18 protein-coding genes and 2 pseudogenes are annotated in these 18,453 nt (G+C 61.2%); 13 read left to right on the top strand and 7 right to left on the bottom strand.

Annotated elements, in window-relative coordinates; all coding sequences use genetic code 11:
• Positions 1–136: 136 nt before the first annotated feature.
• Genes ACXX9E_RS23925 through ACXX9E_RS23910 form a run of 4 tightly spaced genes read left to right on the top strand, consistent with a single transcriptional unit; the run spans position 137 to position 2,738 of the window.
• Positions 137–445 (top strand): PepSY domain-containing protein, encoded by a 309-nt coding sequence (locus ACXX9E_RS23925; protein WP_123462192.1) that lies wholly within the window; start codon positions 137–139, stop codon positions 443–445.
• Entirely contained in the window at positions 445–756 is a 312-nt protein-coding gene (locus tag ACXX9E_RS23920; protein WP_222832485.1) for a PepSY domain-containing protein, read from the top strand. Before ACXX9E_RS23925 ends, ACXX9E_RS23920 begins: the two co-directional genes overlap by 1 nt.
• A gap of 3 nt (positions 757–759) precedes the next feature.
• Entirely contained in the window at positions 760–1,428 is a 669-nt protein-coding gene (locus ACXX9E_RS23915; RefSeq protein WP_123462196.1) for a response regulator transcription factor, read from the top strand.
• Positions 1,425–2,738 (top strand): sensor histidine kinase, encoded by a 1,314-nt coding sequence (locus ACXX9E_RS23910; protein ID WP_123462198.1) that lies wholly within the window; start codon positions 1,425–1,427, stop codon positions 2,736–2,738. Before ACXX9E_RS23915 ends, ACXX9E_RS23910 begins: the two co-directional genes overlap by 4 nt.
• 338 nt (positions 2,739–3,076) lie before the next feature.
• Here ACXX9E_RS23910 and ACXX9E_RS23905 read toward each other — a convergent pair.
• Both ACXX9E_RS23905 and ACXX9E_RS23900 read right to left on the bottom strand, forming a co-directional pair.
• Positions 3,077–3,670: pseudogene (locus ACXX9E_RS23905) on the bottom strand (methyl-accepting chemotaxis protein); the annotation flags it as partial.
• Between the two features lie 264 nt (positions 3,671–3,934).
• Positions 3,935–4,903 (bottom strand): annotated as a pseudogene (locus tag ACXX9E_RS23900) (PDC sensor domain-containing protein); the annotation flags it as partial.
• A gap of 577 nt (positions 4,904–5,480) precedes the next feature.
• Here ACXX9E_RS23900 and ACXX9E_RS23895 point away from each other — a divergent pair.
• The 3 genes from ACXX9E_RS23895 to ACXX9E_RS23880 all read left to right on the top strand — a co-directional run bounded on the left by ACXX9E_RS23895 (position 5,481) and on the right by ACXX9E_RS23880 (position 10,093).
• Positions 5,481–6,797 carry a Na+/H+ antiporter family protein gene (locus ACXX9E_RS23895; protein WP_458556309.1) on the top strand — a complete coding sequence of 439 codons (1,317 nt, stop codon included), beginning with the start codon at positions 5,481–5,483 and terminating at the stop codon, positions 6,795–6,797.
• 198 nt (positions 6,798–6,995) lie between these two features.
• Positions 6,996–8,678: a methyl-accepting chemotaxis protein CtpM gene (gene ctpM, locus ACXX9E_RS29845; protein WP_123462203.1), complete on the top strand. Its 1,683-nt coding sequence runs from the start codon at positions 6,996–6,998 to the stop codon at positions 8,676–8,678.
• Positions 8,679–8,950: 272 nt separating this feature from the next.
• Positions 8,951–10,093 (top strand): IS481 family transposase, encoded by a 1,143-nt coding sequence (locus ACXX9E_RS23880; protein WP_458556308.1) that lies wholly within the window; start codon positions 8,951–8,953, stop codon positions 10,091–10,093.
• Between the two features lie 90 nt (positions 10,094–10,183).
• Here the strand turns inward: ACXX9E_RS23880 and ACXX9E_RS23875 are convergent, their stop codons facing one another.
• Positions 10,184–11,119, bottom strand: a complete 936-nt coding sequence (locus tag ACXX9E_RS23875; RefSeq protein ID WP_123462206.1) for a LysR family transcriptional regulator — start codon at positions 11,117–11,119, stop codon at positions 10,184–10,186.
• A 112-nt stretch (positions 11,120–11,231) separates the two neighbouring features.
• Between ACXX9E_RS23875 and ACXX9E_RS23870 the strand changes: the two genes are divergently transcribed.
• From ACXX9E_RS23870 to ACXX9E_RS23860, 3 genes are all read left to right on the top strand, one after another.
• Positions 11,232–11,717: a DMT family transporter gene (locus tag ACXX9E_RS23870; RefSeq protein WP_123462208.1), complete on the top strand. Its 486-nt coding sequence runs from the start codon at positions 11,232–11,234 to the stop codon at positions 11,715–11,717.
• Between the two features lie 3 nt (positions 11,718–11,720).
• Positions 11,721–12,176 carry a DMT family transporter gene (locus tag ACXX9E_RS23865; protein WP_123462210.1) on the top strand — a complete coding sequence of 152 codons (456 nt, stop codon included), beginning with the start codon at positions 11,721–11,723 and terminating at the stop codon, positions 12,174–12,176.
• Between the two features lie 1,013 nt (positions 12,177–13,189).
• On the top strand, positions 13,190–13,357 hold the full coding sequence (locus ACXX9E_RS23860) for a metallothionein (protein ID WP_123462212.1): 168 nt from the start codon (positions 13,190–13,192) through the stop codon (positions 13,355–13,357).
• Positions 13,358–13,380: 23 nt separating this feature from the next.
• Here the strand turns inward: ACXX9E_RS23860 and ACXX9E_RS23855 are convergent, their stop codons facing one another.
• Together ACXX9E_RS23855 and ACXX9E_RS23850 are read right to left on the bottom strand one after the other, a co-directional pair.
• The gene (locus ACXX9E_RS23855; RefSeq protein ID WP_123462214.1) at positions 13,381–13,653 is read right to left on the bottom strand and encodes a hypothetical protein; all 273 of its coding nucleotides are present in this window, start codon (positions 13,651–13,653) and stop codon (positions 13,381–13,383) included.
• A 39-nt stretch (positions 13,654–13,692) separates the two neighbouring features.
• Positions 13,693–13,920 carry a DUF6555 family protein gene (locus ACXX9E_RS23850; RefSeq protein ID WP_123462216.1) on the bottom strand — a complete coding sequence of 76 codons (228 nt, stop codon included), beginning with the start codon at positions 13,918–13,920 and terminating at the stop codon, positions 13,693–13,695.
• Between the two features lie 145 nt (positions 13,921–14,065).
• On the opposite strand from ACXX9E_RS23850, the gene ACXX9E_RS23845 reads away from it, so the two are divergent.
• The 3 genes from ACXX9E_RS23845 (at position 14,066) to ACXX9E_RS23835 (ending at position 16,136) form a co-directional block, all read left to right on the top strand.
• A complete protein-coding gene (locus tag ACXX9E_RS23845; protein ID WP_256591694.1) occupies positions 14,066–14,833 on the top strand; it encodes an AraC family transcriptional regulator in 768 nt (255 codons plus the stop codon).
• 141 nt (positions 14,834–14,974) lie between these two features.
• Positions 14,975–15,148, top strand: a complete 174-nt coding sequence (locus ACXX9E_RS23840) for a DUF1427 family protein (protein WP_127652207.1) — start codon at positions 14,975–14,977, stop codon at positions 15,146–15,148.
• A gap of 31 nt (positions 15,149–15,179) precedes the next feature.
• Positions 15,180–16,136 (top strand): quinone oxidoreductase family protein, encoded by a 957-nt coding sequence (locus ACXX9E_RS23835; protein WP_322376306.1) that lies wholly within the window; start codon positions 15,180–15,182, stop codon positions 16,134–16,136.
• A 127-nt stretch (positions 16,137–16,263) separates the two neighbouring features.
• Here ACXX9E_RS23835 and ACXX9E_RS23830 read toward each other — a convergent pair whose 3' ends face one another.
• Together ACXX9E_RS23830 and ACXX9E_RS23825 are read right to left on the bottom strand one after the other, a co-directional pair.
• Positions 16,264–17,286, bottom strand: coding sequence for a purine-nucleoside phosphorylase (locus ACXX9E_RS23830; protein ID WP_458556307.1), 1,023 nt, complete (start codon positions 17,284–17,286; stop codon positions 16,264–16,266).
• 15 nt (positions 17,287–17,301) lie between these two features.
• Positions 17,302–18,261: a nucleoside-specific channel-forming protein Tsx gene (locus tag ACXX9E_RS23825; protein WP_222832494.1), complete on the bottom strand. Its 960-nt coding sequence runs from the start codon at positions 18,259–18,261 to the stop codon at positions 17,302–17,304.
• Between the last annotated feature and the right edge of the window lie 192 nt (positions 18,262–18,453).

The raw sequence follows: 18,453 nt of genomic DNA, 5'->3' as shown, positions 1-18,453 counted from the left end.
CAAGCCCGCTGCCACAGGGTTTTGCATGATTCAACGGATCCGGTATTGCCTTGAAACAATGATGGCAATTCAGTTTCAGTTAAGTTCATCCCGCTAAGGTGCCCATCGTAGCAACACATAAGAATACGGAGATCCCATGAAAACCCTGACTGCCCTGTCCATTGCCTCGATCATCGGCCTGACCGCCAGCATCGTTCACGCCCGCGATCTAGGCCCCGACGAAGCCCTGCGCCTGCGCGACGCTGGTACTATCGTGTCCTTCGAGAAGCTCAACGCCACGGCACTGGAAAAACACCCGGGTTCGACGATCACCGACACCGAGCTGGAAGAGCAGTACGGCAAGTACATCTACCAGATCGAAATGCGTGACCCGCAGGGGCTGGAGTGGGATCTGGAATTAGACGCGGTCAGCGGGCAGGTTCTCAAGGATCATCAGGATACGTAATGAAGGTTAATGTTCGCGCCACCCGTCGCACGGCGTTGGCGCTTGTGCTGTTTTGCTCGATGGCCCAGGCCCGCGACCTCGATCAGGACGAAGCCCTGAGTCTGCGCCAGCAGGGCGTGATTCTGCCGCTCGAGCAGGTCCTGCAGCAGGCGATGGACCGCTACCCCGGTTCGAAATTGCTGGAAGTCGAGCTGGAAGAAAAACACGACGTCTACATTTACGAAGTCGAGCTGCTCACCGCCGAAGGCGTCGCCCGCGAGCTGCATTTGAAGGCCGATACCGGCGAGCTTGTGAAAGACAAGGAAGATTGACCGATGCGTTTGCTATTGGTGGAAGACCACGTACCGCTGGCCGATGAATTGCTCGCCGGCCTGCAACGTCAGGGCTACGCGGTGGACTGGCTGGCCGATGGCCGTGATGCGCTGTATCAGGGCAGCAGCGAGCCTTACGACCTGATCATTCTCGACCTCGGCCTGCCCGGTGTACCGGGGCTCGACGTGCTGGCGCAGTGGCGCGCGGGCGGTCTGGCGATCCCGGTGCTGATTCTCACGGCGCGGGATTCCTGGGCCGAGCGCATCGAAGGCCTGAAAGCCGGCGCTGACGATTACCTGACCAAACCGTTTCACCCCGAAGAGCTGTTCCTGCGCATTCAGTCGTTGTTGCGTCGCTCCAAGGGCCAGGCCAATCAACCGACGCTGCAGGCCGCCGGCCTGCATCTGGACGAGGGCCGGCAATGCGTGGTGCGTGACGGCAGCGATATTCAACTGACTGCCGCCGAGTTTCGACTGCTGCGTTATTTCATGCTGCACCCGGAACAGATTCTGTCGAAAAGCCACCTCGCCGAGCACCTCTATGACGGCGAAACCGAACGCGATTCCAACGTTCTGGAGGTCCACGTCAATCACCTGCGGCGCAAGCTCGGCAAAAGCGTGATCGAAACCCGTCGCGGCCAGGGTTACCTGTTCGGCGGGCAAGCTTCGTGAGGTCGATCCAGCGCCGTTTGAGCCTGGGCTTGATCAGCGTGATGGTGATCGTCGGCGTGGTGCTGGCGCAAATCAGCCTGTGGTTGTTCGAAGTCGGTTTGCAGCGTTATCTGGAAGCCGGTCTGCGCAACGACAGCGAAAGCCTGCTGGTGGCGCTGGTGCGCGGTCCGCAAGGGTTGCAGCTGGATGAGCGGCATCTGTCACCGGCCTATCAACGGCCGTTCTCCGGGCATTACTTTCGCATTGATTTCGCCGACAGCCACTGGCGCTCGCGTTCGCTGTGGGATCAGGATCTGCCGCTGCTCAACCATCCAGGCCTGCACAGCAATCTGCAACTGGGGCCGGACGGTCAGCAGTTGCTGGTGCTGCGTTCGGACTATCGGCGGCTGGGGCAGTCGATCTCGATCAGCGTCGCTCAGGATTACACCCCGGTGCGCGAGAGCTTCCAGCGCATGCGCCAGATCGGCCTCGGCCTCGGGCTGGCCGGGTTGCTGCTGATTTTGCTGTTGCAGCGAATCACTGTGCGTCGCGCCTTGAAGCCGCTGGAAAGCGCTCGCGAACAGATCGCCCAGTTGCAGCAGGGCCAGCGTTCGCAACTCGACGATCAGGTGCCGGTGGAGCTGGAGCCGCTGGTGGCACAGATCAACCATCTGCTCGCCCACACCGAAGACAGCCTCAAGCGTTCACGCAATGCGCTGGGCAATCTCGGGCATGCCCTGAAAACGCCGCTGGCGGTGCTGTTGAGCCTGGCCTCCAGCGAAAAACTCGATGCCCATCCCGAGTTGCGCAAGATCCTCAAGGAGCAACTGGAGCAGGTGCAACAGCGGCTTAATCGCGAACTCAATCGCGCGCGTTTATCCGGTGATGCGCTGCCGGGTGCGCTGTTCGACTGTGATGCGGAACTGCCGGGGCTGCTGGCAACGCTGAACATGATTCACGGCGAGCATCTGGCCTTGAGCTACGTCGCGCCGCCGGGGCTGCAATTGCCGTGGGATCGTGAGGACTTGCTGGAACTGCTCGGTAACCTGCTGGACAACGCCTGCAAGTGGGCGGACGCCGAGGTGCGCCTGAGTGTGATCGAGCGTACGGATGGCTTTGCCCTGTGCGTCGAGGACGATGGGCCGGGGATTCCCGAACAGCAGCGGACTCAGGTATTCAGTCGCGGGACGCGGCTGGACGAGCAGACCCACGGGCATGGCCTGGGGCTGGGGATTGTGCGCGACATTGTCGAGGCGTGGGGTGGCTTGCTGGTACTGGGCGAGAGTAAGTGGGGCGGGTTGAAGGTGGTGATCGAGTTGCCTCGGCGGTGAGCCTCTAAATGCCCCTCACCCTAACCCTCTCCCGGAGGGAGAGGGGACTGACCGAGGTGTCTGTTCGAGCTACACCGACCTGAAATACCGGATCGAACTCAAGTTTTGAAAGCGTTCCCGTGGCCTGAAATACCGGATCGAACTCAGGTTTTGAAAGCCTTTCCGTGGCCGGAGATACCGGGGCGAACTGAGGTTTTGAAAGCTTCTTCGTGACCTGACATGCCGAGCCGGGCTCAGGTTTTGAATGACATGCAGATCGGCTCCCTTTCCCCCTCGCCCCCTTGGGGGGAGAGGGCTGGGGTGAGGGGGGAATCCAACTGACACCCCACCATCCGGAATCAGACCCGGAACTGATCCATCAGACTCTGCTGCTGATTCGCCAGGCTGTTCAGCGACTGGCTCACCCGCGCCGATTCGTTCGCTTGCCCCGACAACGACTCGGTCACGTCACGAATGGTCGCCACGTTGTTGTTGATCTCCTCGGCCACTGCGCTCTGTTCTTCCGCCGCGCTGGCGATCTGCAGGTTCATGTCGCTGATCACCGTCACCGCCTCACCGATCTGGCGCAGCGCAGTCACCGCTTGCCCGACCTGCTCAACGCTGCCCTGAGCCTGGCGATGGCTGTTGCCCATCGAACCGACTACGTCCTGGGTACCGGTCTGCAACTGCTCGATCACCTGGCGGGTTTCTTCCACCGACTCCTGTGTACGGCGGGCGAGGTTGCGCACTTCGTCGGCGACCACGGCAAAACCACGCCCGGCTTCACCGGCACGTGCGGCTTCGATGGCCGCGTTGAGGGCGAGCAGGTTGGTCTGTTCGGCGATGGCGCGGATGGTTTCCAGCACCGTGCCGATCTTCTCGCTGTTGGCGGCCAGGCCTTCGACTTGCACCATCGCCGCGCTCATGTCGGCGGCGAGGGTGTCGATGCTCGCGGTGGTGCGGTCGATCACGGTCAGGCCCTGGCGAGTGGCGCGGTCGGCGTCTTTGGCCGCTTCGGCGGCTTGTGCGGCACTGCGCGCGACGTCCTGCGCGGTGGCGCTCATTTCGTGGGACGCGGTGGCGACCTGATCGACCTGACGATATTGCTGTTCCATGCCGGCGCTGGTCTGGGTGGCGATGGCCGAAGACTGGTCGGCGGTGTTGCGTGCGTCCTGCACCGAGCGTTTCACTTCGGCAATGATCGGCTGCAACTTGTCGAGGAACTTGTTGAACCAGCCAGCGAGTTGACCGAGTTCGTCCTTTTTGTCGTAGGCCAGACGGCGGGTCAGATCGCCCTCACCACTGGCGATGTCTTCGAGCATATTGGCTACGCCGAGGATCGGTTTGGTCACGCTGCGCGCCATCAGCCACACCAGCAGCAGGCCGACCAGCGCGGCCAACACGCCGAGGCTCAGTTCGATCAGGGTGCCCGAGTTGTTGCTCGCATCCAGTTGCTGCTTGAGTGCCTCGGCGCGTTCTACCAGAACCTTTTCCGGCACGTCGAGCAGTACGCCCCACGACGGACCGCCGGGGATCGGCTGGAACGGCGACAGCACTTTCAACTGGCCGTTGCTGTGCAGGCTGCTGACGCTGCTGCTGGTACCGAGTTGGCGCAGCAGTTCGGCGCCGCTGACGGTGTCAATGGCATCCAGACGCTGGCTCAGCTTGCTGGCGTCCGGGCTGTAGCCGGCGAGCAGGCCGGTGGGGCTGATGATGCTCACGGCGGTCTGGCCGTCATAGAGCTTTTTGCTCGCGCCCTGGCTGATCGCTTGCAGGCTGTTGAGGTTGATGTCCACCGACAGCGAGGCGATGACCTTGCCGTTGACCATCAGCGGGAAGACGATGCTGGTCATCAGCACGTTTTGCCCGTCGATCACATAAAAGTACGGTTCGATCACGCACGGCTTGAGGGTGGTGCGCGGGCAAGTGAACCAGGCGTTGGCCGCCTGACCGCTGGGGCCGGTGCTGGTGTCGGCCATGTCGCTTTCCGGCAGGGCCATCGAGGTGACTTTGCCCGGGGTCGGCTGCGACCAGTACAGGGCGAAACGGCCCTTGTCGTTGCTGCCCAGTTCAGCCTGGCCGGCAAACAGTTCGTCCTTGCCGTCCAGCGCGTTGGCTTCGAACACCAGCGACAGGCCGAGCAGGTCAGGGTTGGCCTGCAGCGCGGACTTGACCTGACGGGTCATGTCTTCACGCAGGTCGAAGGCATCGAGGAAGCGTTTTTCCGCCTGTTCACGCAGGAACAACACTTGCCGCGAGAAACCGTGGCCGTACTGATAGGCATCCATGAATTGCTGCCGAATGCCTGCGGCCTGCACTTCACCTTGCGATTCGATGCGCGCCTGGGCCGATTCGGTAAGCATCTCCATGCTCGACGCTTTCACCAGTTCGGAACTGTGCTCCATGCGATACAGCGAAAGACCCACCAACAGGGTCACGATACCGGCCAGGCACAGCCCGGCGAGCAGGGTGATTTTCCATTGGATGGAAAGTTGTCTGAGCGACATGGAAACGTCCTTATTCGATAAATATCTGAGACTTTGCACTGTAACGGCCCAGGAACAGCTTTCTTGAGCTTCGAGCCGCAAGCTGCAAGAGAAAAAACGCAAAAGCTTGCAGCTTGCGACTTGCAGCTTGCCGCTGCTTCATTCACAGTGCGCGCCCTTCTAATAAGACCCTCTTTGCAAATCCGCCGGTGCTCCATGGGCGGACTCATCCTGTCTGGCGATGTGTTTCCATCGCAGTGTTTTTTGAGGTAGTGAAATGAACGCAGTCATAGCGGCAGTCGGCATCATGCTGATCCTCAGCCTGTCCCGCGTGCACGTAGTGATCGCCTTGATCGTCGGCGCGCTGGTCGGCGGCCTGACCGGTGGTCTGGGCATCGACGCCACGCTCAAGGCGTTCAACAGCGGCCTGGGCGGCGGCGCGACCGTGGCGTTGTCCTACGCCTTGCTCGGCGCGTTCGCCGTGGCGATTGCCAAGTCCGGCCTGGCTCATGCGCTGGCCGACAATGCGCTGGCGATGGTCGATCGCCAGCATGCGAGCGGGGGCGGCAGTGTCAAATGGCTGCTGATCGGCCTGTTGTGGGTGGTGGCGATTGCCTCGCAGAACATCCTGCCGATCCACATTGCGTTCATTCCGCTGCTGGTACCGCCGCTGCTCTATGTCCTGACCAAGCTGCAACTCGACCGGCGCCTGATCGCCTGTGTCATGACCTTCGGCCTGATCACCCCGTACATGTTCCTGCCGGTGGGCTTCGGCAACATCTTCCTCAATGAAATCCTGCTGGCCAACATTGCCCGCAGCGGCGTCGACATCAGCGGCATCAACGTCACCCACGCGATGGGCATTCCGGCGCTGGGCATGGTGTTCGGGCTGGCGATGGCGTTCATCAGTTACCGCAAGAAGCGCGTATACGACCTGGCGAAGATCGAGCAGGTCGAGCAGGTGGCGGTGCAGTACAACCCGCTGAGCCTGATGATTGCCGGTGTGGCGATTGCCGCCGCGTTCATCGTGCAGTTGCTGCTGGACTCGATGATTATCGGCGCGCTGGTCGGCTTCCTGATCTTCTCGGTGTCCGGCATCGTCAAGTGGCGCGAGACCGATGACCTCTTCACCGAAGGCATGAAGATGATGGCGATGATCGGCTTCATCATGATCGCCGCGTCCGGTTTCGCCGAAGTGATGAAGGCCACCGGCCAGGTGCAGACCCTGGTCGAATCGTCGGCGTCGTGGATCAATCACAGTAAAGGCATCGGTGCATTGTTGATGCTGCTGGTCGGCTTGCTGGTGACCATGGGCATCGGTTCGTCGTTCTCCACCGTGCCGATTCTGGCGGCGATTTTCGTGCCGCTGTGCGTGCAACTGGGCTTCAGCCCGATCGCCATTGTCTGCATCGTCGGCACCGCCGGGGCCTTGGGCGATGCCGGTTCGCCGGCCTCGGACTCGACGCTGGGCCCGACCTCTGGCCTGAACATCGACGGCCAGCATCACCATATCTGGGACACCGTGGTGCCGACCTTCCTGCACTACAACCTGCCGTTGTTGGCGTTCGGCTGGGTGGCCGCGATGGTCCTCTGAACCTCACCGATCTCCTGTGGGAGCGAGCTTGCTCGCGAAAGCGGTGTATCAGCGACTTAATGGTTGACTGACACGACGCCTTCGCGAGCAAGGTCGCTCTCACAGGGGCGCGGAGTAATCCCTTTGCTCAACTTTTGTGATGGTGTGCCGTTAAAGCCTTTAACCACGCCAATAAAACCAAAAGAGTGAGCTCCCCCCATGCGCTTGAGTCTCAAGGCCAAAGTCCTGTCCCTTGCCGTCCTGCCGGTGCTGCTCTTTGCGCTGGTCATCAGCCTGACCACGTTGTTTATCCTCCAGCAACAGGCTCACACTGAGGTCGAACAGACCCGCGAGCGCCTGCTCGGCGATGCCAAAGCCACGCTGCAAAGTTACGTCGCCGTGGCCATGACCACGATCAAGCCGCTGTACGACGCTGCCGCACCGGGTGACAACGCGGCGCGGGCGCAGGCGATCAAGCTGCTGTCGGGCATCCGCTACGGCAAGGACGGCTACTTCTTCGGCTACGACTCCGAGACCGTGCGCCTGTTCAAGGCCAACGACCCCGAAGGCGTGGGCAAAAGCTTCAAGGACAACCGCGACCCCAATGGCGTTTACGTCAACCGCGGCCTGGTGAGCGTGGCGAAGGACGGCACCCACTATCTGCAATACAGCTCGCCGCTGCCGGGCAACGCCAACGTGCTGGTGCCAAAACTCGGCTACACCGAGTACCTGGCGAAGTGGGACATGGCGGTCGGTACCTCGGTCAACCTCGACGGCATCGAAGCGCAGGTGGCGCTGGTCGAGGCGCAGGTGCAGGAACGCATGCAAGGCGTGGTGCTGAGCATCGTTGGCGTGGCGGTGGTGGTGCTGCTGGTGATTGCCATCGCGGGGATGCTGCTGGCCAATACCATTCTGCGGCCGCTGACCCTGATGAAAGCCAACCTCGATGACATCGCGGCGGGCGAGGGCGATCTGACCCGCCGCTTGAACATCACCAGCCAGGACGAACTCGGCGAACTGGCCGGCTCGTTCAACCGCTTCGTCGACAAGATCCACGGCCTGGTGCGGCAGATCACCGAGATGACCACGCAACTGACCGGCCTGGTGACCCAGGTGTCGGATCAGGCCCAGCGCTCCGACCAGGCGATGGAGCGTCAGCGCCACGAAACCGATCAGGTTGCCACGGCGATCAATGAAATGTCCGCCGCTGCCCAAGAGGTGGCGAAGAGCGCGCAGAACGCCGCCGTCGCCGCCCAGCAGACCGATGAAGAAGGCCAGAGCGCCAAACGCGTGGTGGCCGGCAGCATCAAACAGATTCATGCGCTGGTGGATGACATTCGCAGCAGCGGCGTGTCTCTCGACAGCCTGCAACAGGACGTGTCGTCGATTGTCGGCGTGCTCGGGGTGATCCGCTCGATTGCCGAGCAGACCAACCTGCTGGCGCTCAACGCCGCGATCGAAGCGGCGCGGGCCGGGGAGGCCGGGCGCGGCTTTGCGGTGGTGGCGGACGAGGTGCGGGCGCTGGCCAGCCGGACGCAGATCAGTACCCAGGAAATCCAGGGCATGATCGATCGCTTGCAGGCGGGCACGCAGTCGGCGGTCGAGGCCATGCGCCGTTCCAGCGAGGCGGGCGATGGCACCTCGGCGCAGGCCAATCAGGCCGGGGCGTCGCTGGATGCGATGGCGGAACTGATCGCGACGATCAACTCGATGAACGCGCAAATTGCCAGTGCCGCCGAAGAACAGACCGCCGTGGCGGAAGAAATCAACCGCAGCGTGCATCAGATTGCGGTGGCGGTGGACAGCGTGGCCGATGAGACGCAGTTGGGTGCGCAGACTTCGCGCAGTCTGGCGGAGCTTGGGCAGCGGCTGGGCAAACTGGTGGGGCAGTTCCGGATCTGAACACTGGAAAAGCACCTGACCCTCCCGAAACGTCGGACCGCCCGTAGGGAGAGGGGACTGACCGAAGTGTATTGCTTCCTGCATCGACCTGAATGGTTTGGTCGATTATGGATTCGGCAAGACCGGTTCAGGTCGGTGTGTTTCTTCAGCATCCCCCAATCAGTCCCCTCTCCCTCCGGGAGTGTATGTACCGGACACATGGTGGACAGGTGTTCGGAGACATGGTGGACACTTTTTAATAGGCACATTGCTCATCACTAAGGAGATGACCTGTGTCTTGGGAAGAGGTGTCCACTGTGCAGCTTCGTTCAGAATTCGTGCTTTTGGCTCGGCAAGAAGGGGCCAATGTCCGGCAGCTTTGCCGTCGATTTAATATCAGCCCAAGCACCGCCTATAAATGGCTTAACAGGTTTGAAAACCTGGGTGCAGAAGGACTGAACGATCAGTCTCGACGACCGAAGACATCACCCAAGCGATGTGCTGATGAGGTTGAACAGCAGATTCTGACCGTGAGTCAGGAGTACGCGGCCTGGGGCGCTCGCAAGCTCAAACGTGTGTTGGAAGACAATGGCTTAGTGATGCCTTCAGTCAGTACCGTGCATGCGGTTTTACAGCGTCATTCACGCGTTGATCCAAAGGCCGCCGACATCAAACCGTTTATCCGTTTTGAGCATGAAGCGCCCAACGATCTTTGGCAGATGGACTTCAAGGGGCATATCAGTCTGGGTCAGGGGCGTTGCCATCCGTTGACGATACTGGACGATCATTCGCGGTTTTCACTGTGCATCGCGGCGTGTATCAATGAGCAGCGCGACACCGTCCAGGAGCATCTGGTCCGGGCCTTTCGGCGCTATGGCCTGCCTTTGCGCATGACGATGGACAACGGCTCTCCATGGGGTGATCAGACAGGCGTTTATACCGCGCTGGAGGTCTGGCTGATGAGTCAAGGCATCAAGGTCGGCCACTCTCGACCTTATCATCCGCAAACCCAAGGAAAGCTGGAACGCTTCCACCGCAGTCTGAAAAATGAAGTCCTCCAGGGTCAGCACTTTAACGATCTCAACAGCGCGCAACGGGCGTTTGATATCTGGCGTGATATTTACAACCAGAAGCGCCCGCATCAAGCGCTGGACATGCAGGTTCCTGCTACTCGGTACAGCAGCAGCTCAAGGGAATATCAGGAGCAACCCGCAGCGCCGGAGTACGACGATGGTGATGTGGTCAGGAAGGTTCAGGTAAAGGGCGAGATCTACTGGAGGAACCGTGAATACACAGTCGGGAAAGCTTTTTTCGGGAAGTCAGTAGCTATCCGGGAAACGACGGAGGACGGCATCCACGATGTCTACTGGAGTAGACATCGCATCGCCCGAATCGACTTGAACTTGCAGATCGTTACGGCAGGTAAGAAGATCTAAAACCGTCCACCATGTCTCCGAACATGTGTCCACCATGTCTCCGGTACATACAGGGAGAGGGCTAGGGTGAGGGGCTTTTGATTTTCAGCTTCAAGGTCTGTCCCAGTACGGCACTTCGCCAAAGCACTCGACAAAGAAATCAATCACCGTCCGCACCTTCACCGACAGCCGCCGGCTCCCCGGCCACAGCACCGCAATCTGCTGCGGCTCCAGACTGTTCGACACCTGATAGTCCCCCAGCACCGGCACCAGCGTGCCTTCGCGCACCGCCTCACCGATCAGCCACGACGGAAACATCACCAGCCCCAACCCTTGCATGGCCGCCTGGGTCAGGGTGTCGGCGTGGTTGCCGGTGATCGGTCCCTTGACGGCGTACGGCGTCCAGTCCTTCTGACCCTGGCGGAAAAACCAGCGCTGCTGGCCGGTCGCGCCTTTGTAGGCGAGGCACTGGTGTTGCGCGAGATCTTCAGGTTTCTGCGGCGTGCCGTGGCGCTTGAGATACGCCGGGCTGGCCGCGACCTGAAAGCGGTGCGGCGCGAGAATCCGTGCCTGCATGCTCGAATCGTGCAACGCGCCGATGCGAAACAGCAGGTCGGCGCCTTCCTGCAACGGGTCGACGTAATGGTCGGTCTGCTGGATGTCCAGTTGCAGCTTCGGATAGCGCGCGCACAACAGGCCAAGCCACGGCGTCAGATGCCGTTGGCCGAACACCACTGGCGCGTTGATCCGCACCAGCCCGGTGGGCTCGCTTTGTTGTTCCTGCAAGGCCTGTTCGGCTTCCTCCAGTTGCACCAGCAGCAGCCGCGCGTGGTGGCCGAGCAGGCGCCCGGCCTCGGTCGGGGTCACGGCGCGGGTGTGGCGATACAGCAATTGCTGATTCAGCGCCTGTTCCATCAACTGGATCTGCCGCGAAATCGAAGAGGGCGCCACGCCCTCGCGGCGGGCGACTTCGGAAAAACTGCCGTGATCGAGCACCGCCACAAACAGCCTGAGTGCCTTGAATCCCAGCTCATTGAGCCCGTGCATGAATTGTCCTGCTGTGCGAGTTGCGCAAAAGTGTTGTCCGGATGCTCCCATTTATCGCACAGCGGCGCCAGCCGATAATCCGCGCCATCGTTGACTTGTACAGGTTTTGGTTATGCAGACGTTGGATGAAGTGAGTGGGACGGCCCCGGTGGCCAAACCGGGATTGCGCCTGTTGTTGCTGCCGCTGGTGATTCTGGCCGGCATGGGCTTGTCGGTGGAGGCAGGCTTGCTCGGGCCGTTGGGGGCACAGGTCGGGCATTTGTGGGCGACCTTGAGCATCTTTGGCGTGGGTTCGGCGATCCTGTTTTTGCTGCTGTTGTTCGCCGGCCCACAGAAAGGCCCGGCGCTGACCGATCTGCCGCGCTGGCAATTGATTGGCGGCTTTTTGGGGCCGATGTATGTGGTGGTATTGACCCTGGCGACGCCGCATATCGGGATTGCGATGACCATGATTGCGATTCTGTCGGGGCAGGTCGGCAAGAGCGTGTTGATTGACCATTTCGGCTGGTTTGGCGCGACGCGCAAGAAGGTCAATGCCGAGCGGTGGCTGGCGTTGGGTCTGATTGTGGTGGCACTTGTTCTGATTGCGCGGGGTTGAGTGATGAGTCTGGTTATTTTGTTGGCGGTGGTGGTGTTGGCTGGCGCGGTGTTGAGTGTGCAGGCGGCGATCAATGGGCGTCTGGGTGAGACCGTCGGGGTGTTGCGCAGTAGTTTGCTGACTTTTTTTGTCGGGGCTGTGACGACCGGTTTGTTGATTGTGTTTTTCGAACCGGCCCATGCGGTGAGCCTGCTCGATGTGCCGAAGTGGCAGGTCTGCGGGGCGCTGTTTGGTGTGGTGTACATGATGGTCATGGTCGGGGCGGTGCCCGTGGTGGGGACGGCGGTGGCGACGGTGGCGGTGATTGTCGGGCAGTTGGGGATGGGGATGTTGATCGACAATTTTGGCTGGCTGGGGAATCCGGCGATCGAGCTTTCGTCTTCCCGGGTGTTGGCGATGGTTTGTCTGGGGTTGGCTTTGGTCTTTATGTATCGCAGTAGTGTTCGTCGAGTTGATTGAGATTGGGGGCAGATCCGTTGCTGCGGTAACGGCGACTTAGGGTTCCGCCCTTACGGCGGGTCACTTTTTCCAGACGCCGAAAAAGTAACCAAAAAGGCTTTACCCTGACGTTCGGCCCTCGCCTAGGCTCGGGTCCCTTCGCTCCGGGATTCATCCGGGGGGCATCGCCTCCGGTTTGCTTCGCTGCACCTCCTCTCGATGTGTTTGGCTTCGCCAAACGGTCGCTACGCTCCCACCCCCGGCTAAATCCCTCCACTCAGCCTGCCGACGGGCGCTGAGATCAAAAGCGGTACTCGAGCTAACGCTCATTGTGTTGAGTGGTGAGAAGCAAGGGCTGTGTGCTGTGTACTGCCTTTGCTTTTCTGTGGGAGCTGGCTTGCCAGCGGTGGCGGCCTGACAGCCGACCAAGCTCTTGCAGACCGCTCGCGATCCACCTGTAGGAGTGAGCCTGCTCGCGATGACGGCCAGCCAACTGACCAACTTCTGCCCCGCTGAACTCAATCCCTGTGGGAGCTGGCTTGCCAGCGATGACGGTCTGACAGCCGACCATACTCCCTCAGATGTACACATCCCCTGAGCTGCCGAAGGCTGCGATCTTTTGATTTCGCTGTTGCTCTGGCTTTTGACGTTGCTTTTGATCTGCCACCCCATCGGCAGGCCGAGCGAAGGTGTTCATCAGGGGGGAGGCGCGCAGCGCCGTGCGGCGAAGCCGCATACATCGAGAGGAGGTGCAGCGAAGCAAACCGGAGGCGATGCCCCCGGATGGGCACCGTAGCGAGGGAACACTGAGCCTCAGCGAAGTGCCGTACGCCGGGGGCAGCCTTTTTGGTTACTTTTTCGGCGTCTGGAAAAAGTGACCCGCCGTAAGGGCGGAACCCTAATCAGCAACACCCGCAGCAACGGATATGCCCCAAACCCCAACCCCAACCCCCACAGCCACCAGCAACTCCTACACTGTAATTACGGCTTACCCCACAAGCCCCAGACAACCACCAAAAAAGGAGTCTGCCCCCATGCCCGATAGAAAATGCGACTGCCCCAACTGCAAATGCACCATCAAAGAAGGCGAACACGCCTACGCCGTACACGGCAAACACTATTGCTGTGAGGCCTGCGCTCACCACCACAAAAACGGTGAAGCGTGTTCAAGCAAAGGCTGCCACTGCGCCCACCCCAAATAAAAGCGCCCATAAAAAAGTGGAGCCTAATCAGGCTCCACTTCCAGTTTCAGGCTCTCATCATCCAGCCGTTCGGTATGCCGCACCGTGCCTTGCAACCGTCGCCCCTCCACCCGGACCACCACGGTTTTCGCCTGGTCCAGGTCTTCCGGTAACGGCGCGGGCACGCGCAGGGCGAAGCGATAGGGGTCGCCTTCGACAGCCTCAAGACCCACCCGACAGTCCACGCTTTTGGTGATACGGCCAAACAGGGTGTCCAGGCCATAATCCAGATGCGCCGGGCTGAAGATGCTGGTCATTGTGTACGCCCCCAAAGAGTCCCCATCGCCGACGAGAGTCTAGCTCGCCGGTCGCCACGTGACGTTTTCCACGCCGAATTTTTCCGCCATCGGTTTGCTGGTCTTTTGCACTTTCTCCCGGCCGAAACGCGGGATGCGACCCACGCCGGCGTCGCAGCTTGCCCAATGCCACGCCTCCGTGTTGTCCATTTTGTCCGAGCGGATAATGAACGACTTCGGCGTGCCGTGAAGGGTGTAATCGATGACAAACAGTTTTGCGTTGTTCATAAAGCCCGTATTCCTCCCTGTGGTAATAGAAGGATCACTGCGCCCCGGGAAAATTCACTCGGATTGTCCGACGGTATCTATCGTTGGCGACGCGGTGACCGACTGGTTACCATGCGGCTTCCGCCAACCCCAATGAATGCTCGCCATGGCCCTTGCCGCGCCCCCCGATCTGAGTGATACCGATGTGCCGGTGCAACCGCTGGCGCGCACTTATCCCCGTGGTTTGTATATCGAGCCGCACGAGCACGTCTGGGGGCAGTTGCTGTATGCGATGAGCGGAGTGATGTGGGTCGAGACGCCGCATGAGGCGCTGGTGGTGCCGCCACAGCGCGCCGTGTGGTTGCCGCCCGGGGTGCCGCACGGGATTCGTGTGGTCTCGGACTTGCAGATGCGCAACATTTACCTGCGCCCGGCGCTGGCGGCGACGCTGGATGAGACGGTGCAGGTGATCGAAGTCGGCGGGTTGCTGCGTGAACTGATCGTCGGGTTGGTGGAGCAGGGCGACAGTGGCGATCCCGGGTATTACGACGCCCTGGTCGGGTTGGCGTTGCTGGAGTTGAAACGCGCCCGGCGTTCGCCGTTGAAGATTCCGCTGCCGGACGATTCCGACCGGCGCCTGATGAACCTGTGTCAGGCGGTGATGGCCGCGCCGTCGCTGGAGATTGCGTTCGAGCAGCACGCGGAAAATGCCGGCGCCAGCGTGCGCACGCTGGCGCGGTTGTTCAAGGACAGCCTCGGCATGGGCTTCGCCGAATGGCGGCGGCAGGTGCAACTGGCGACGGCGGTGGCGGCGTTGATTCAGGGCGTGGCAGTCAGTGTCATTGCCCGAGAGCTGGGTTATTCGCCGAGCAGTTTCAGTGACATGTTCCGCCGTGAGCTGGGCGTGGCGCCTTCGCAATTCCCCGCGGCCTGAACACCATCCCTGTAGGCGTGAGCCTGCAGGGTTGTGTGGTGACTTGCCGATATTTGGCTGAAATTCAGAAGTCCTTGGCCGACGCCTTCTCCACCGATTCCCTAGACTCTGCCCATTCCTTTTAGCGGCGGAGTTTTCCCCATGAACTACCTGATTTCGCTGGCCATCGGCCTGGGCGTCGGCCTGCTCTATGGCGCGCTGAATTTTCGTTCGCCGGCGCCACCGGCCATCGCCCTGGTGGGGCTGCTCGGCATGCTCGCGGGTGAGCAGTTGTGGCCGATGGGCCGGCAACTGGTCGCCGGTTGGTTCTCGTGAATTTTCCTTTCTCTCTTCGGTGGATGTCCTCATGAAAGCACTGCAATTCGATAAAACCGGCGACCTGTCTTCCCTGCGTTTCGTCGACGTCGCCACTCCGCGGCCCGGCGCCGATGACGTGCTGGTCGAGATCAAGGCGGCCGGTCTGAACCCCAGCGACGTGAAGAACGTGCTCGGGCGTTTTCCGTACACCACGTTGCCGCGGATTCCCGGGCGCGATTTCGCTGGCGTCGTGGTTGAAGGCCCGCAGGCGTTGCTCGGCCAGGAAGTCTGGGGCACCGGCCGTGAGCTGGGCTTTTTTGCCGATGGCTCGCACGCGCAGTTCGTCAAGCTGCCGGCCAGTGGCGTGGCGCACAAACCGTCGCACCTGAGTTTCGCCCAGGCCGCCAGCCTCGGCGTGCCGTACACGACGGCGTGGGATGCGCTTGAGCGCAGCGATGTGAGTGCTGAAACCCGTTTGCTGGTGATCGGCGGTGGCGCGGTGGCGACGGCGGCATTGGCACTGGCCAAGGTCCGTGGGGCGCAGATACTGGCGGCGGCGCGGCGACCGGAGCAGGTCAAAGACTTGCAGGCCCAGGGCTTCGCGACGATCCAGCTGGATAAACCCGAAGAGCTCGGTGCCCAAGTCCACGCGGTTTACAGCGGCGGCGCCGATGTGATCTTCGACACCACCGGTTTCTGGCTGCCCGCCTCGGTGGCGGCGCTGGCACCGTTCGGCCGCATCGCGATCATCGCGGCACCGGTCGACGGCCATGTGCAGTTGCCGGCGCTGGCGCTATACCGCAAGGGCGGTTCGGTGGTCGGGATCAATTCGCTGCTGTATGGCGTTGAGGCCTGTGCGGCAATGCTCGAGCAGTTTGGGCGGTTCTTCGATGAGGATCGGCTGCCATTGCCGCAGGGGCTGGTGGAGGTGCCGCTGGCGGAAGGTCTGGCACGTTATGCCGAGGTGAATCAGGGCAGCGGCGATAAGATTATCCTCATCCCTTGATCTCACCAACACCGCATAACCTGTGGGAGCTGGCTTGCCAGCGATAGCGGTGGAACAGTCGATGAAGATGTTGACTGCTCTAATGCCATCGCTGGCAAGCCAGCTCCCACAAGGTGCTTTGGTGGGTTCAGGAGTGCGGCACGCCGTTTTCCCACGCCGACCAGTTTTTCAGGATGTCCTGCACCAGCGGATTGCCTGCTCGATAGAGGTTTTCCAGCGCCGGCACGAAGCCGCCCTGATCGGCGTACTTCAGCAAATTGTCCACTTCGCTGCCGCCCGGAGCAGGACGGTCGAAGTCGGAGCCGGCGCGCACCACCGCGAGGCGCTGCACATCCACCAGGCCTTCACGGCTGGCGCGCAACAAAGCCTCATAGGTCGAGTTGTCTTCCTGTTGCGTGGTGCAGTATTCGCCCTTGTTGTCGGTCAGCAGCCTGGTCCAGACCTCGGCGCGTTCGCTCAGGCGAGTGCCGGAGAACCAGGTGTTGCCTGCCAGCGTGTCGCAACGGGTGACGACGGGCGGCTGGTTGGCCGGAGCTGACGGGTATTTCCGGCGCCACGCCGCCGATTCCTTGCTCTCGCTCAGCGCGACCTGGTGGCTCAGCGCAAAGGCCTTGGCCTGCAGTTTCGGGTTGAGTTCGAAGACTTCGGTCTTGTAGTCCAGCGGCGGTTTTTCGTTCGGGCCTTTGGTGTTGATGCCCAGGTAACCGGTTGGCCAGCTCGACGGCGCGTCGCGAGAGTCCAGTTCCCACTGCGTGCCGAACTCCACCAGGTAATGCGCCCACGCGGCGGTGCCGATGGTCCCGTGCTTGGGGCTGATGCCGGCAATCCCGGCGATCAGGAAATAACTTTTGCGCAGGTCGAATTTCGGCGACAGGGCCAGTGCCAGGGTCGAGGCGGCGGCGTTGGTCTGGCCCATGCCGGTGGTCAGCAGGCACACCTGCTGAGCGTTGCAACGGATGGTCGGGTACTCGGCGGACAGGCCCGGTACACGGATTTCCTGCTTGAGATTCAGGCGCTCGATCCAGTTCTGTGCCTCGGGGGCGAACATGGTGATCAGCACGACTTTCGGCTGGATCGGCGCTTGCGCCGCCCAGGTGGTGGAAGAGAGCAGGGCCGCAGCGGCCAGGGTCAAACGCATCATTGCTTGCATGAATATCTCCTCAATTCAGAACTGGTAACCGATGCCGGCGTAGTAACCCCAGCCGTTGGAACGCGCGCGGAAATTGCCGTCGCCGAAGTTCAGCTCGCTGCCATCCTCCCAGTTACCGCCGTTATGGAAGTAACGGCCGACGAGGGTGAAGCGCAGGTGGGTGAACGAGTACAGCAACACGTTGGTCGCCACCGTGGCGTTGGCGGTACGCGCCGGGTTGTCCTTGTGCAGGTCCGAGCCGAAATCAAAGTTGGTGAAGCCGATGTAGGTCAGCGACGCGCCGTTGCTGAATTTGTCGATGGGCACGATGTACTTGAGCTGCGCGCGGTAGCCGTCCCACGAATACTCGTTGCTCGCGCCGTAGTTTTCCCACTGGTAGCGCCCGTAGAGGTTGGCCGACAGGTTGACCCGTGAGTGGGTGTCGATGTCGGTGCCGAAGCCACTGTAGAGGGTGTTGGCGCGGTTCTCCTTGCGGCTGCCGTGGTCGTAGATCCAGTCGAACGCTACATACCATTCCTTGAACGGGCCGATGGCCAGGCTGCGCCCGGCGAGGTAGTCGATGGAGATGCGCGGTTCGTGTTCCATGAACACCGGTGAACCGTGGTCCCACACCCCTTTGTCGTGGCTGTTGCCGATGTTGAAGATCTTCGGGATGTCGACGTAGCCGTAAAGCTCGAACGGCCCTTTACGCCCGAAGTACTCGTACTCCAGATAGATATCGTCAGCCGGTTGCGGACCGAAACTGATGTCCTTGCTGCCGATCAGCGTCAGGTCCTGGTTGTACCAGTCCGACAGGTACGCACCTTCCTTGGGCGGGCTGGCTTCGGGGCTGAGGGTTTCGCCCTGGGCGGATTCTTCGGGCAAGGCCGGCTGAGCGACAGCGCTGTGGCTGAGAACTCCGGTAACGCCGGCCAGTAGCAGGGAAACAGCAAACGTGCGCGCAAACGGGGCGCGAAGCGGGGAAGCAGCGTGCATTCAAAGTCCTTTTTTGCGGATCGAGGCCCGGGTTCTGCGGGCCTGTATGGTTTTGTTACGAAAAAGCCGTTACAGGCAGGTCGCAAACGTTTGCACAAGGCGTACCAAGTCTCCCGGCCACACCGCGTTCCCCTTGTAGGCTTGGGCCTGCTCGCGATGGCGGCGTATCAGACAAAATCGAGTGATCTGACA

The sequence above is a fragment of the Pseudomonas sp. GNP014 genome, assembly GCF_054344005.1.
The sequence above is the reverse complement of the archived record's forward strand: the minus strand, read 5'-3'. Positions and strand labels throughout refer to the sequence as shown.